At 34.0% G+C, this 14,292-nt stretch carries 13 protein-coding genes; 2 read left to right on the top strand and 11 right to left on the bottom strand.

Annotated elements, in window-relative coordinates:
• Positions 1–145: 145 nt before the first annotated feature.
• The 3 genes from J6D32_RS02100 to J6D32_RS02090 form a co-directional block, all read right to left on the bottom strand.
• On the bottom strand, positions 146–1,039 hold the full coding sequence (locus tag J6D32_RS02100; protein WP_132942874.1) for an RluA family pseudouridine synthase: 894 nt from the start codon (positions 1,037–1,039) through the stop codon (positions 146–148).
• 110 nt (positions 1,040–1,149) lie between these two features.
• The gene (locus J6D32_RS02095; protein ID WP_006783748.1) at positions 1,150–1,935 is read right to left on the bottom strand and encodes an NAD kinase; all 786 of its coding nucleotides are present in this window, start codon (positions 1,933–1,935) and stop codon (positions 1,150–1,152) included.
• 1 nt (position 1,936) lies between these two features.
• Positions 1,937–2,629: a GTP pyrophosphokinase gene (locus J6D32_RS02090; RefSeq protein ID WP_006783749.1), complete on the bottom strand. Its 693-nt coding sequence runs from the start codon at positions 2,627–2,629 to the stop codon at positions 1,937–1,939.
• Positions 2,630–2,773: 144 nt separating this feature from the next.
• Between J6D32_RS02090 and J6D32_RS02085 the strand changes: the two genes are divergently transcribed.
• Positions 2,774–3,358 (top strand): CYTH domain-containing protein, encoded by a 585-nt coding sequence (locus J6D32_RS02085; protein ID WP_006783750.1) that lies wholly within the window; start codon positions 2,774–2,776, stop codon positions 3,356–3,358.
• A gap of 7 nt (positions 3,359–3,365) precedes the next feature.
• On the opposite strand, the gene J6D32_RS02080 is transcribed toward J6D32_RS02085, so the two are convergent.
• The 8 genes from J6D32_RS02080 to J6D32_RS02045 form a co-directional block, all read right to left on the bottom strand.
• Positions 3,366–4,496, bottom strand: a complete 1,131-nt coding sequence (locus J6D32_RS02080; protein ID WP_006783751.1) for a competence protein CoiA — start codon at positions 4,494–4,496, stop codon at positions 3,366–3,368.
• Between the two features lie 45 nt (positions 4,497–4,541).
• Positions 4,542–5,357 (bottom strand): DUF4037 domain-containing protein, encoded by an 816-nt coding sequence (locus J6D32_RS02075; protein WP_006783752.1) that lies wholly within the window; start codon positions 5,355–5,357, stop codon positions 4,542–4,544.
• A gap of 218 nt (positions 5,358–5,575) precedes the next feature.
• A complete protein-coding gene (locus J6D32_RS02070; protein ID WP_006784306.1) occupies positions 5,576–6,037 on the bottom strand; it encodes a Spx/MgsR family RNA polymerase-binding regulatory protein in 462 nt (153 codons plus the stop codon).
• A 640-nt stretch (positions 6,038–6,677) separates the two neighbouring features.
• A complete protein-coding gene (locus tag J6D32_RS02065) occupies positions 6,678–7,610 on the bottom strand; it encodes an ABC transporter ATP-binding protein (protein WP_006784305.1) in 933 nt (310 codons plus the stop codon).
• Positions 7,603–8,652: an ABC transporter ATP-binding protein gene (locus J6D32_RS02060; RefSeq protein WP_006784304.1), complete on the bottom strand. Its 1,050-nt coding sequence runs from the start codon at positions 8,650–8,652 to the stop codon at positions 7,603–7,605. The genes J6D32_RS02065 and J6D32_RS02060 overlap by 8 nt, the downstream gene beginning before the upstream one ends.
• A gap of 20 nt (positions 8,653–8,672) precedes the next feature.
• On the bottom strand, positions 8,673–10,112 hold the full coding sequence (locus J6D32_RS02055; RefSeq protein WP_006784303.1) for an ABC transporter permease: 1,440 nt from the start codon (positions 10,110–10,112) through the stop codon (positions 8,673–8,675).
• Positions 10,112–11,071 carry an ABC transporter permease gene (locus J6D32_RS02050; protein WP_006784302.1) on the bottom strand — a complete coding sequence of 320 codons (960 nt, stop codon included), beginning with the start codon at positions 11,069–11,071 and terminating at the stop codon, positions 10,112–10,114. Before J6D32_RS02050 ends, J6D32_RS02055 begins: the two co-directional genes overlap by 1 nt.
• Positions 11,072–11,368: 297 nt before the next feature.
• The gene (locus J6D32_RS02045; protein ID WP_009606821.1) at positions 11,369–13,324 is read right to left on the bottom strand and encodes a peptide ABC transporter substrate-binding protein; all 1,956 of its coding nucleotides are present in this window, start codon (positions 13,322–13,324) and stop codon (positions 11,369–11,371) included.
• 288 nt (positions 13,325–13,612) lie between these two features.
• Between J6D32_RS02045 and J6D32_RS02040 the strand changes: the two genes are divergently transcribed.
• A complete protein-coding gene (locus J6D32_RS02040; protein WP_006784300.1) occupies positions 13,613–14,137 on the top strand; it encodes a DUF3899 domain-containing protein in 525 nt (174 codons plus the stop codon).
• Positions 14,138–14,292 lie beyond the last annotated feature (155 nt).

Here is a 14,292-nt window from a genome sequence, read left to right as displayed (position 1 = left end):
TTTTTTAGCGAGCAAACGGTAACCTAAAGTTCCCTGCAAATACTCGTTAACAACATGCAACTTAAATTCTGAGCTATATTTAGCCATAGAAAAACACCCCTAACATTAGATTTTTAAGTCTAACATTTGGGGTGCACTACAGTGTTTAACATTCTTGTCCCTTTTTTAAGGCTTTAAAACGTTTAGGTAAATCTGTTTGAAAAAGATGTCTCTCTTTTGTAATCGGATGAGTAAAGCTTAGTTCATAGCTATGTAAGAGATGTCCCTCTTCTAGCTCTAACGCGAATTCATCATACAGTGTATCCCCAACTAAGGGATGACCTAAATAATTCATATGGACCCGAATTTGATGTGTTCGTCCTGTTTCAAGTTCACACTCGACAAGCGTCGATTTTTCCCATACTTCAAGCACCTGATAATGGGTAATTGAATCATCACCATCTGCACGAACACAACGTCGCACATTTCCTTCGGATTCTCTTGCAATCGGCGCATGAACAGTCCCTGAATTTTTTCCCATCACTCCCTTGACAAGCGTATAATACTTGCGCTTAATCTGCTTCACATCTTTCGTTAGCAAATGGTGAATGTGGCGGTACTTAGCGACCATTAAAAGCCCGGACGTATCACGGTCTAACCGATTGACAAAGTGAATCGTCGAGGCAATCTCATGCTCATTGTAATAATGAATGAGAGCGTTGGCGAGCGTTTTTTCTGGGTGACGTAAAGAGGGTATCGTTGGAATGCCTGCTGGTTTGTTGATGACCAGTAAATACTCGTCTTCGTACACTACATCAAGCGGCATCTCATACGGAGTCAGCCCTGTACTTCTCTCTTCTTCAGGAAATGTAATCACTAAGACATCTCCCTCTTTTAAAAGATAGCGAACATTTTGATGCTCACCATTCACTTCCATATTTCCACCACGATGTTTCGTCGCAACAATGGCTTTTTTAGAAATGTCTTGTTTTTTCAAAAAATTAAGCAGTAAGGTTTGATCATCTGCTGCTTTGATTTCATAGGTTAATGTTAAACTCATAGATTCCACCTTAACTTTTAATTCTGATAGATAAGTCCAGATAAATTTTATCAAGACTTTTTAATATCTGCCCCAATATTGAAAGGTCCTTTCAAAACATTTCAATTTTTCTATAGAAAATGATCTTTTACACGTCCCCAAAATGGTACATCATGACGTTTAATAAATTTGACGTTACGATCAGAAAGCGTCACTTTAACACGATTAATATGCTTATAAGTGGCATACAAATGATCTCTTGTAATTGTAATATCCTCAAAGTTTTCTGACTCTAAGATGACCATTTGTTCTTTTGGAATAATCAACGGTGATCCAATCGTACGATACACATTATTATTAATTGATCCAATCTCTGTCATTTGAAAAGCAGATAAACTCGGATATAAAATAGCTCCCCCTAATGATTTATTATAGGCGGTACTTCCGGTTGGTGTTGAAAGACAGAGACCAGTCCCTCTAAATGATTCAAAAAACAAATCACCAATCGTGACGTTAAAGTGTTGAGTTCGAAACGCATTTAAGATCGTCATCTCATTAAACGCATATAACTGATGACAGTCCCTTTCATCATAGCAGAGTTTAATTGACAGTAATGGGTATTCACTAATTTTTTGTGCATCTTGATGGATAAAGGTAATTAAATCATCTAATTCTGTTGGCAGCCAGTCCGTGTAATATCCAAGGTGCCCCGTATGAATTCCAATAAATTTAACTGTTTCAATTAAGTATAAATAATGATGGACGGCATGTAAAACCGTTCCATCTCCACCAATGGTAAAGACGATATCTGGATACTCATCATCTATTTCAACCGAAGCAGCTTGAAGCCTTTTTAAAAGCTGTGCTTTTACTTCTTGAGAATTTTCGCGTTCATTTGCGTAAATCGAAACTTTCATATTAGTCACCTTTTTGTTGTTTAATTACATAGTCTTCATTCACATTGACAAGACTTGTGGGTGGTTCAATAATACGGTATTCATCTGTTTTTCGTTTTTCAAATGTTTTCTGTGCTTCAGCGATTTCATCGCGAATCTCTGACATTTGTCGATCAAGCCATCCAGCTGCTTCAGCCGCTTGTTTTAAGCGATCTTTAATTTGATCTGGAATTTGACCATCGTATTTATAGTTTAAAGAATGCTCAATACTTGCCCAGAAATTCATCGCAAGCGTTCGAATTTGGAACTCAACTAATACTTTTTTCATCCCATCAATGGTTTCTAGATGATAGTAAGCATGAATGTGATACGAGCGATAACCGCTGTCGCGTTGATTTAAAATGTAATCTCTCGTTTCTACAATTTCAAGATCGTGACGTTTTGTCAATAAATCGACGACCATGTAAATATCTTCGACAAACTGACAGTTAATTCGAATTCCCGCAATATCATACACTTCATCTATTGCATTAATAGATAACCCCATTCGTTCAAGCTTATCTAAAATACTTGAGATAGTTTTAACCCTCCCATCGACAAATTCAATGGGTGAATGGAGCCCTTTTGTTTTATATTGTTGCCTAATTCCCCTTAAATTGATTTTTAATTCTTGTAATGCTAATTCATAAGGCTCAAAAAAACTTAACCAATCCATTAAACATTCACCTCTAATTCCTCTCTTTTACGTTTACTTTCAAATGGTTTTCATATACTTTTTTTCAAGTTAGTGACAATTATAACTATCTATTATTGATTATAACACGAGGATACGTCATAATAAAATATAGAGGTGATTTTAATGGCAACAAATCTTGAAATTGAGTTCAAGAATATGCTAACTGAACAAGAATATCAACAACTTTTAAATAAGTTTTCGATTAACGAAGAACAACTGTGGACGCAAAAAAATGTGTACTTTGATACGCCGACAGGACAGTTAAAAAAACTTGAAGCGGCTCTTCGTATCCGTGTTAAAAACAGTACTTATGAATTAACCTTAAAAACAAAACAAGCCGTCGGTTTACTTGAAACGAATCAAATGATTACCAAACAAGATTATCAAGCTTTAAAATACGATAAAGTTTTAGTGAAAGGTCCCGTGTATGAGGCCTTACAATCTTTATCCGTTGATGTTAATCATCTTCTAGTCATCACTGACTTAACAACCAAACGTGCTGAAGTGCCTTATAAAGAAGGTCTTCTTGTGTTAGATAAGAGCTTTTACTCTGATGTGATTGACTATGAATTAGAATATGAAGTCACTGACTATGAAGTGGGATTACGTCATTTCAATGACCTTTTAAAACAATATCATATCCCAACGCGTGAAACTGAAAATAAAATTAAACGTGCAACCAATGCGATGAATAAAAAGAAAAACTAGCCTAAGGCTAGTTTTTTTGTTTTAATAAATTGCCAACTTTTCTATCCTCTTCTAACACTTCTTCTAACTGATGATAAACACGGGGATACTTTAACACTTCATAATACCCCTTGTGATTGGATATAATCTGTAAACGAGCTAAAATCAAAAGATAAGCCTTCAAAGCTTTAATGGCATATTGATCAATTTTTAAGTGATAGTGACCTTTTAATCTATTAACTAAATCCGTCAGGTTAAAAAAACTTCCAATCTCTTTCGACATAATGAAACCAATTAAGACATACGCTTGCCAAATAAAAAGTGGTTTGGTAAATCCCTGATGATTCGCAATGGGCCATCCAACTTCAGATGGCATAAGCGAGAGTGTTAGACGATGCCCATAGCAAAGTCTAACCAACTCTCTTTCACTTTTGATGTATTGTTGCCATTTAATACATCTAAATTCTTTTTTTATCGCTAACCATTGTGTTAAATTAACACCTTCACACGCTTCTTGATCATTTAGCAAATCGGTCATCTGTAAATTTTTTAAATATACTCGATTTGCCTGTGCTTTAACCTCTTTTGGGTTAAGCCAAATAATTTGATTAAAGAGAGTAACTTCTTCGGTCATAATATTTAGATGAATCAGTGGATGATGTTTATTTAAAGCCATGACTTTATTTATTAAATAGGTTTGAGGCTTTTCCTTCAAATCTCCAATAAAAACCCATAGGACCTCAATTCCTTTTGAACGATAGTCTTGAACTCGCGATTCAAACAAGCTTTGACTTATAGCACTTTTTTGAATTTCAATAACATAAGCTTGATGATTCCATTCAAAATAAAGATCGGCAATTCGTAAGATATCTTGAAATCTTTTTTCAATCCTGATAGAGGTTGCCCCTTGACGTTCTAGGTACGAGGCAAGTAAAAATTTTGAAATTCTATGCTCCTCACTTTCAGATTCAGAACATTGATATTCACATGGCACTTTATGAGCAAAATGAGCTCTTTTTTTCATCCCATACTTTAATATCATGTCCCCCTCGCAATGTGGGCATATGTAAGGTAAGTGGTTTTGATGCTTTTGTATAATTTCGTTTCGACTAAGTCCTGTTAAATCAATGAGTTGATTGTTTAATTTTGCTGTTAACATGTTATCACCTAACATGATATACGCTTATTTTAACGATTATCTTTTTCAAGAAGCAGTATTTTGCTCATTTAAAACTTCTTCAAGTCCTCTAATCATCTCATCCATGATATCTAAAAATTGAATATCACCTTGTGCGGCATAGCCCATTAGTTGTTTAACTTTTTCATTCAAATTGGTCGGATAAATATCGCAACTATCTTCCATGATTTGAATAAGACGCTTTTCCCCCGGATGATAAACTTCATTTATCGCAAAAATGATATCAAAATAACTCGCTAAAAACTTGCTGACTCTTGGTGGAATACTCAACGTGTCTTGGCGAATAATCGCTTGTTCAAGTTGATGATAATAAGAAGAGAAACTATCTTTTAATAGAGGAAAATTTAAATCAATAATATTTTCCTTTAGTTGCTTGGGATAAGTAGTTGCGTACTTTTCATACAACGCTTTTAGGCGTCCCCCTTTATCAAACAAAATGGTGGAATCCATAAAATTACGAATAAAACACGTCGTATAGCCTACCTTTGCTACATGACGTTCCATTACATCATATAATTCCTGCTCAAGTTCTGACAAAATAATAAACGAAACCGTAATCTCAACTGGAAAATCACTCAAGAGAAAATGATCACTTGTGACGAAGGATGGATAATTCATCTCTATTTTTGTCGCATATTTTAAAATTATTTGTCGTCTTTTTTCTTCCGTCAAAGGATTTACTAAATAAACATCTAAATTAATATCCGATAAATCATCTTGTAAACTTGCTGCTTTAGAACCAGCCATCGTTAAACCAACAACTTCTCCTAATTCAGAATAGTCGGCAACAAGTCGATGCAGTATTTCATTTAAATTAATCATCTCTTCCCCTCCATCACTTTGATTTAGATACCCTGACATCTCTTAACATTCATTTTGTTTCTTATAAAAAAACAACTAGTTTCAAGTAGCTGTTTGGATTATTAGTCATTGTAAGAACTCAATTCATTCTATTCTTTATTCCTACTCTTTATGTCCATTTTTGTTTTTTTGCATAAAAAAAAAACAGTATTGAAGTAGAATGCTACTTCAATACTGTTTTACTTAACTTCTGTTTGTTCAATAAAATTATCACTTAACGCACGTTCTAATGCTTTGACATATGAACAATTACAGTTATCACAATTATTACAATACATGACATTGCGTAACTCACGCGGTAAGAAACAACGAATTTCTTCATCGTTATATCCAATTTGAAGACGATGTTTATCGACAATAATCGGGCGTCTTAAAACACTTGGATTCGCAACGATAAAATCTAATAACTCATTAATTGTCATTTCATCTGCATCTAAATTGTTTTCTTTAAATGCTTTTGAGCGAGTTGAAATAATATCTTCAAAACCATTTTCCGTTTTTTCTAAAATATTTTTTATATCTTCTCTTGTAATCTTTGTGACAAAAAGATTTTTTTCAATATATTTAATCCCGTATTCATCTAGCCATTTTTTAGCTTTACGGCATGAAGAACAACTTGGCGATGTATAAATTTCAATCATTTATTATCCCTCCACGATAGTCAAGCACTATCTTCTCTATTGTACAATACACATTAAAGACTGACAACGTATAATATTTAATATTATTAGTTTTACTCCAGCTAGAACTGTTATACATGTCCTATTTCTACCTATTTGTCAAATGATATGATTTATTTCTTTAAAATTGTATCGAACTCATAAGGAAAATACAAGTAAAATATAAAAAATAAATTTAGTTATAAAATAATAAATATTGTTAATCCACATCAAACAACATTTTTCCCAGATAAATACAATTCAACGAACTAAAAAAGGATACATCGATTGTTCTAGATAAGTTTTTCACATTTAGAAAACTTTTACTTTACCTAGCAATTGCCTGTGGCAATCTACGCTTCAACTACTAGATTCATCCACAAAACATCGGATTTCTTCCTTTATATCCAAACAGTTGAGAAAAGTTCAGAGCTCGTTTTACTCGCTACTTAACCTCCGAATCTAATGTCCATCCTTTTATCATGATGCGTTAAAACTCCTTAAAAGGGGCACCATCTACTAATGGCTTGAAGACTAAGTCTGATTATAAAATGATGACGCTTTTCCCGTTTGTATATAGTAAAAAGATGTATCTAATTCGATACATCTTTTTATGATTAAGTTATCGTTCGTTTTGCCAAGTTTTAATTTCTTCAGCTGTTCCAAGGACAAAGTGTCCAGGACTAACTTCTGTCCACTCTCCTGCATAGTAATCCACTTTAGATTTATCATAGACAATACGTTGACGATTACGTTCATAATTTGGATCTGGTAAAGGAATTGCTGATAATAATGAACGAGTATAGGGATGAATCGCACGCTCATAAATATCTTCTGCACTTCCAAGTTCAACTAAGCGTCCTAAGTGCATAACACCAATACGGTCTGAAATATATTTAACCATTGATAGGTCATGCGCAATAAATAAATACGTTAATCCAAATTCTTTTTTAAGCAAGTTCATTAAGTTAACAACCTGTGCTTGAATTGAAACGTCAAGCGCTGAAATTGGCTCATCCGCAATAATAAACTCTGGATTTGTCACTAAGGCACGAGCAATCCCAATACGTTGACGTTGCCCACCTGAAAATTCATGAGGATAACGTCCAGCATGATCTTTACTTAATCCAACTGCTTCTAAAATTCGATAAACTTTTTCTTCACGTTCTTGTTTTGTTTTAGCTAATTTATGAATGTCAATTCCCTCGGCAATAATGTCGATCACACGCATACGAGGATTTAAACATGCCATTGGATCCTGAAAAATCATTTGCATTTTTTGACATACTTCAGCTTTCTCAGCTTTCGATAATTTTTTTGCAATGTTTTTTCCTTTAAAGATAACTTCTCCAGCTGTTGGTTGATATAAACGAATAATACTACGTCCAGTTGTTGATTTTCCTGAACCTGATTCTCCAACTAAACCAAATGTTTCACCTTTATAAATTTTAAATGAAATATCATCAATGGCTTTAACTGTGATATGACGATTAATTTTAAAATACTGTTTTAAATTTTTAACTTCTAATAAAACTTCACGTTCTTGATTACTCATGATCATATCCCCCTTTAGCACGAAGACGTAAAACAGCAGCCGGTGGTGTTACTTTAGGAGCTTGTTCATGTAATAACCAAGTTGCTGCATAATGAGTATCACTTACTTTAAACATGGGTGGTTGTTCCTCAAAATCAATCTTTAAAGCATACTCACTACGAAGTGCAAAAGCATCTCCCTTTGGCGGCGTTAAAAGGTTAGGAGGTGTTCCTGGAATGGCGTATAATAACTCCTCTTTTGTATCTAAATCAGGCATTGACGCCAATAATCCCCAAGTATATGGGTGACAAGAATTATAGAAAATTTCATCACTAGTTCCAATTTCACAAACACGTCCTGCATACATAACAGCGACACGGTCTGCTACATTCGCCACCACTCCTAAGTCGTGCGTGATGAAAATAACAGCAACATTTGTTTTAGCTTGAATTTCTTTAATCAATTCTAAAATCTGTGCTTGGATGGTTACATCAAGAGCTGTGGTTGGCTCATCACAGATTAAAATACGAGGATTACATGCTAAGGCAACTGCAATAACGATACGTTGGCGCATCCCTCCTGAGAATTGATGAGGATATTGCTTCATACGCTTGTCTGCATCACTAATTCCAACTAAACTAATTAATTCTTCTGCACGTTTTTTTGCCTCTGCTTTCGAACATTTTTGATGTTTAATAATCGGTTCCATGATTTGTTTTCCAATCGTCATCGTTGGATTTAATGACGTCATTGGATCTTGGAATACCATGGCAATCTCTTTACCACGAACTTGATGATATTCACGCTCTGTTAATTTGGCTAAATCAATTTGTTCCCCTGATTCTTTTGTATATAAGATCGATCCATCTGTTACTTTACCATTTTCAGCAAGAATCCCCATAATGGCTTTTGATGCAACTGATTTCCCTGATCCTGATTCTCCAACGATCGCTAGAGTTTCGCCCTCATGTAGAGTAAAACTCACACCACGAACTGCAGAGACAGGACCTGCAAATGTATCGAATGTAATAGTTAAATCTTCAACATCTAAGATTTTCTTCATGTATTCGTCACCGTCCCTTTCTATTTACCGCGTAAACGTGGGTCTAACGCATCGCGAAGACCATTCGCTAATAAGTTAATCGCAAGCATTAAATACACCATAAAGAATGATGGAATAATCATTAAATATGGATAACTTGTCATAACTTTATTACCGTTACTTAATAATACCCCAAGTGATGACATTGGAATTGGAAGACCTAAACCAATGAATGATAACATCGCCTCAGTTGCAATAGCTCCTGGAATCGAGAAAGTTGCCATAACAACTAATTGTCCGATAATATTTGGGAATAGGTGTTTGAAAATAATACGAGTACTACTTGCTCCAAGTGTTGTTGAAGCCATAACGAACTCTTGATCTTTTAATTTTAAATATTGAGCACGAACGACACGAGCAACTGAAATCCATCCTGTTAAACTCATGGCGATAATTAACGTAATAAATGATGCCTGTACATTAGATAATTTTAAATGTAATAAGCTCTCTATCCCATCAATGAATGGATCTCGAATGGTAATAAAGATAATTAAAACAACGGTTGTTGGAATACTTCCCAAAATTTCTGTAATACGCATCATAACGTTATCAATAGCAGTTCCTCCATAGAATCCAGCGATTGATCCGTATAAAATACCAATTGTAAAGTCAATAATTAATGATAAGAATCCAATTAATAAAGAAACTTGAACCCCTGTCCATAAACGAGTCCAAACATCAAAGCCTAACTCATCTGTACCAAAATAGAAGTATAAATGTTCAATATTGTTTTTAACATAGACATTGACTTTAACTTTTAGCATCTGAACACCATATTGGTCAACGCTACTACTAATGAATTCAAATGAATCTAAATCACTGTACGAAGAGTATTCACTCATTAACTCACTAACAGGTACCGTTTCAGTTGTGCTTGACCCCGTTAACTGAATGGTTACTTCTTTATTTTCTCCCTCACCTGTCCATGAAATAATTTGATAATCATATGGATGATATTTAATTCCTAAGGCTTCAACAAACTCAGCTTTTGTTAAAGGTGAATTTAATTTACTAATGTCTTCAGGTAAATTACTTCCGACCATTAATTCTAGGTTTGTTAAGTCTTTTTTCATTGTTCCATCCGCAATTCCAAGTTTTTCAATTCCTGGAATACGAGGCGGTAAATAATTCAAACGACCTTTTTCAATTGCAACGCCAGTCGATTCTTCAATAATGATTGGAGTTTGATCATAACGAACAGCATTTCCATTTGAGTGTTTTGGTCCAATCATTTGTGCTAAGAATGAAACAACAACTAAAAGAATAATCGCATATAAAGAAATAATTGATGGCTTATTTTGGCGTAAACGGCGGAAAGCATCTTGCCAGAAGTTTAAACTTTCTGTCTTGATTTCATCCCCTTTTGCATGATTTAACTGCGCACGCTCAAATAATTCTGGATCAAATTTCTTAGAAATCATTATTTTCCACCTCCTGCAAGACGAATACGAGGGTCAATAATTCCGTATAAAATATCGATAATTAAGATGACAACAACGTATAAGAAACTATAGAAGAAAGCAATTCCAAGTGTTAAGAAATAGTCATTCATTGTAACCGCATCTAACATTAACTTACTTAATCCTGGTACTCCAAAGAATTGTTCAATAACTAAACTTCCTGTCATAATCGAAATTAACATCGGTCCAATAACTGTAATAACCGGAATTAAGGCATTACGTAAAGCATGACGTGTAATGACTTGTGATTTTGTTAATCCTTTTGCACGTGCTAAAAGAATATAATCTGTATTTAATACTTCAATTAATTCACTTCGCATATATCGCATTAATGATGCAATAACTGGTACTGCTAACGATAAGGATGGTAAAATTAATGATTTAAATTCTGCTAAACGTGTTACCCCACGAATTGGGTCGTATGATTGGTAAAGATAAGGTAACCAACCAAGTTTATTACAAATAAAATATTGTAAGAAAGATGCTAAAACGAAGGATGGAATCGAAACCCCTAGTACAGCAATAATCGTAATTAAATGATCCCAAACCGTGTTTCGGTTCATTGCGGCAATGGCTCCAAGGATAATTCCGACTGTTACCCCAACTACTAAGGCAATAGCCCCTGGTTTAATCGTATATGGAATACGAGATAAAACTAAATCCGATACTTCTTGGTTCTGTAACTTGAATGATGTCCCAAAATCTCCTTTTAACACACCTGTCATATAGCGTGTATATTGCACTGGAACTGGATCATTTAATCCGTATTTATTTTCAAGAATTGTCTTTTGTGCATCTGATAACTTTGGATCTTCAAAAGGTCCACCAGGCATCAGCTGTAATAACAGGAAGTTAACCGTTAAAACTAAAAATAGTGTGATGACGATATAACCAATACGTTTAATAATATATTTAAACATATTTTAACTCTCCCCTTTCTTTTTTAAGTTCAATATGTCTCCCACAACTAGCTATCATAATTTTTTGATTCTTATTAAAAAATAGATTTAAAAAGATTAATACGCATTAACTTTTTTTTAAATCTATTTTTTAAGCTAATTGATTTTAAATAAGCATAAGACTAAATGATTAGCCTTATGCTTGCTATTTGCTATTGAATAAATAGAATTTTTCATTTATTCAATAGCTGTTTTCATGTTTTAAAACTTAAAATTTAATTCACTGAGCTAGAATGATGACTTTTTTAAGCGTCATTTTTACTCAGCAATATCTGTCCACTTGAAGAAGTAGTCAGGTCCTACTTGTTGTGGCCAGTAATTTAATAATTTAGGATCGCGTAATCCAACACTTCCTCGTTGATATAAAGGAATGAAGGCTTGATCTTCACCTAATAAGATTTCTTCTGCATCTGCTAATGCTTTAAAACGTGCTTCTAAATCAGTTACTAAATCACCTGTTTTAGCTGCAGCGATTAATGCATCATATTCTTCATTAGAATAACCTAATTTATTTTGACCATTTCCAGTTGTAAACATATCTAAGAATGTCATTGGATCTGCATAATCAGGAGACCATCCAGACCATACCATATGGTAATCACCTGAAGTCGAACGAGCTAACTTTTCAGCAAATGGTAAAACTGATAACTTGATTGTTAAGTTCTCGTCACCTAAATTAGCCTCTAAGTCATTTTTAATAGCTGCCCCAACTTGAGCGGCACTATCACCTTCGAAGATAATGATTTCTAATTCTAATGCTTGTGTAACCCCTGTCGCTTCACGAGCTGCTGCCCATAATTTTGCTGCTTCTTCAGGATTATAAGAGTTGTATCCATTTGCATTTTCTTCATTTACATTACGGAAATCTACACCTTCATAAGCTGTATCTGCTGGTCCGTAAACAAAGTTTTTAGGTACAAAGTAATCTGCTGGTAATGAACCATTTGCGAATACATTGTCTGTGATAAATGCTTTGTTAATTGCCATATTAATTGCTTTACGAGCATCAGTGTTAGCAAGTAATGTTTTCTCAGGAGTCATAGCACCTTTACCGTTGTTAACTTCTAAGTAGAACATTCCAGTGTCCCCATAAGCAACGGCATCTGGACGTGAACCATAAGTTTGAACGTTAGCACCTGATAAACCAATTGATTGGATTGATCCTTCTAAGTATAATCCAACCGCTGTATTGTTATCGATACCTGGTACAACACGGAAATCTACACCATCTAATGCTACATTTTCACTATCCCAGTAGTTAACATTTTTCTCAATGTAGAAACGTTCAGAAATTTTCCAATCTTTAAATACAAATGGACCATTGTAAATAAAGTTATTAACATTTGTACCAAATTTATCTTCAGTTACTTCATTAACGAACGCTTCATTTACTGGATAGAATGAAGGGAATGCCATTAATGATAAGAAGTATGGCGTTGGAGTTTCTAACTCTACTTTTAATGTGTACTCATCAACTGCCGTTACACCTAATGCATCAATTAATTCAGACATATCAGTACGTGCTGCATCAACTGATGCAAAACCTAATGCTAAAATTGCTTCTTCAGCTGAAGCCATTTTCACTTCTAAGTCAGCTTTAGCTTCATCATATTGAGCTTGTGCTGTTTGTGTATCATTATCTTTATAATCGCTTAATTTTAAAGCTTCTAAATCTGATTTATATGTATCGTAAGATACGATTGATTCTGCTAATCCTAAAGCATCATTAGCTCCTTTGATTCCTGCAGTTTGAATCATGAAGTTATATTGAGCACCACTTGTTGGGTCAATTAGTTTTTTCCAAGAATAAACAAAGTCATTTGCTGTTACAGGAGCATAAACTGATCCATCAGCTTTAACCCAATTTGAATCTTCACGTAATTTGAATGTGTAAGTTAAACCGTCTTCAGAGATTTCCCAAGACTCTGCAGCTCCCGGTTCAATTGATCCGTTTTCTCCAAATACTACTAATCCTTCTAAGATATTTCCAAGCATTAAGAATGAAGCTGAATCTGTTGCAGCCCATGGTACTAATGATGGAATGTTAGAAGTTTGTAATAGTTTTAACACTTTTTTAGACGTTGAGTCTGTTGTTTGTGATTGAGTCGTACTCTCAGTACTCGGTGTTTCAGTTGCATTTTTATCAGATGAACATGCAACTAATCCGAAGGCACAGAAAGCAGCAGCAAACACAGTTAATAATTTCTTATTCATGTTACTTCCCCCTTCAATTTTGTTTCCAAAATTGGAATATTTTGTACCATATTTTGATACTTGTTACTATTTTATAATCGACTCCCCCATTTGTAAATCCCTTTTTCTGGTTTGAAAGCGTTATTTGTTAATAAAAAATAAATATACTGTATAAATTCACTAAAAATACCCAAAATATAAGTTTAAATTTTATAAATTAAATAAAAATGTCCTGAGTTATCTTTACTTTCATACACATTACTGTAAATATCTGTTATAATAGTCTAAAAATTTCAGAGGTGATGAGCTATGACACAAAGATATTCAGTATTTTTTAAATCCATTGCATGGATGCTTGGCATAACGACCTTCTTCTTAATGACACAAAGCATCGTGCGTTTTAACATTTTGGGGGAAATTAAAAGTTTATTTAATCATTTTTCAGTAACAGACTTATCGTTAATTTTCAAACAATTTGTTAGCCACTTTTCACTAATCAATATGATTAACACATTATTCCTAGTTGCACTACTATTTTTCTGCATCTACTGCTTTAAATGGATTTTAGATCAAGGTGCTTTCTATACGTTCCAATATTCATGGCAAAAAACAAAACGTTATGTCCTCTTTTTCTTACCAAAATATTGGCCAACGAAAAAAAATATCGATAAACAAAACGACTATGATGAAGAAACGGGTGAAAAAATTTTTCATACCTTCGAAGAATTCTATGAACATAAACAGGCCTCAAAATGGGAAGACATCAATCAACTCCTTCTTTCCTCAATCGTTTTAGTTATTTTTACAACTATCATTTCATTCATGATTATCTAAAATCACCACAAATAGCGTTACAACTCGACAAAACTTTTTGTTTTAGAATAAGTTCAGATAGATTTTCATGTTTGAATAACTCTTTCTTCACATATGTCTTCAAGGATAGGAGACCCAGTATTAAATATTAAATTGATTGATATTAAAGACATTTC

It is taken from the genome of Turicibacter sp., from assembly GCF_017941855.1.
Classification (GTDB): domain Bacteria; phylum Bacillota_I; class Bacilli_A; order MOL361; family Turicibacteraceae; genus Turicibacter; species Turicibacter sanguinis.
Note: the sequence above shows the minus strand (reverse complement) of the source record. Positions and strands in the feature narration are given on the sequence as shown.

What these genes read in the sequence shown, in the direction of transcription:
- J6D32_RS02060 (WP_006784304.1), bottom strand. Translation starts at nt 8,652, where the DNA reads ATGAAGAAAATCTTAGATGTTGAAGATTTAACTATTACATTCGATACA.
- J6D32_RS02100 (WP_132942874.1), bottom strand. Translation starts at nt 1,039, where the DNA reads ATGAGTTTAACATTAACCTATGAAATCAAAGCAGCAGATGATCAAACC.
- J6D32_RS02075 (WP_006783752.1), bottom strand. Translation starts at nt 5,357, where the DNA reads ATGATTAATTTAAATGAAATACTGCATCGACTTGTTGCCGACTATTCT.
- J6D32_RS02085 (WP_006783750.1), top strand. Translation starts at nt 2,774, where the DNA reads ATGGCAACAAATCTTGAAATTGAGTTCAAGAATATGCTAACTGAACAA.
- J6D32_RS02055 (WP_006784303.1), bottom strand. Translation starts at nt 10,112, where the DNA reads ATGATTTCTAAGAAATTTGATCCAGAATTATTTGAGCGTGCGCAGTTA.
- J6D32_RS02045 (WP_009606821.1), bottom strand. Translation starts at nt 13,324, where the DNA reads ATGAATAAGAAATTATTAACTGTGTTTGCTGCTGCTTTCTGTGCCTTC.
- J6D32_RS02040 (WP_006784300.1), top strand. Translation starts at nt 13,613, where the DNA reads ATGACACAAAGATATTCAGTATTTTTTAAATCCATTGCATGGATGCTT.
- J6D32_RS02070 (WP_006784306.1), bottom strand. Translation starts at nt 6,037, where the DNA reads ATGATTGAAATTTATACATCGCCAAGTTGTTCTTCATGCCGTAAAGCT.
- J6D32_RS02090 (WP_006783749.1), bottom strand. Translation starts at nt 2,629, where the DNA reads ATGGATTGGTTAAGTTTTTTTGAGCCTTATGAATTAGCATTACAAGAA.
- J6D32_RS02065 (WP_006784305.1), bottom strand. Translation starts at nt 7,610, where the DNA reads ATGAGTAATCAAGAACGTGAAGTTTTATTAGAAGTTAAAAATTTAAAA.
- J6D32_RS02095 (WP_006783748.1), bottom strand. Translation starts at nt 1,935, where the DNA reads ATGAAAGTTTCGATTTACGCAAATGAACGCGAAAATTCTCAAGAAGTA.
- J6D32_RS02050 (WP_006784302.1), bottom strand. Translation starts at nt 11,071, where the DNA reads ATGTTTAAATATATTATTAAACGTATTGGTTATATCGTCATCACACTA.
- J6D32_RS02080 (WP_006783751.1), bottom strand. Translation starts at nt 4,496, where the DNA reads ATGTTAACAGCAAAATTAAACAATCAACTCATTGATTTAACAGGACTT.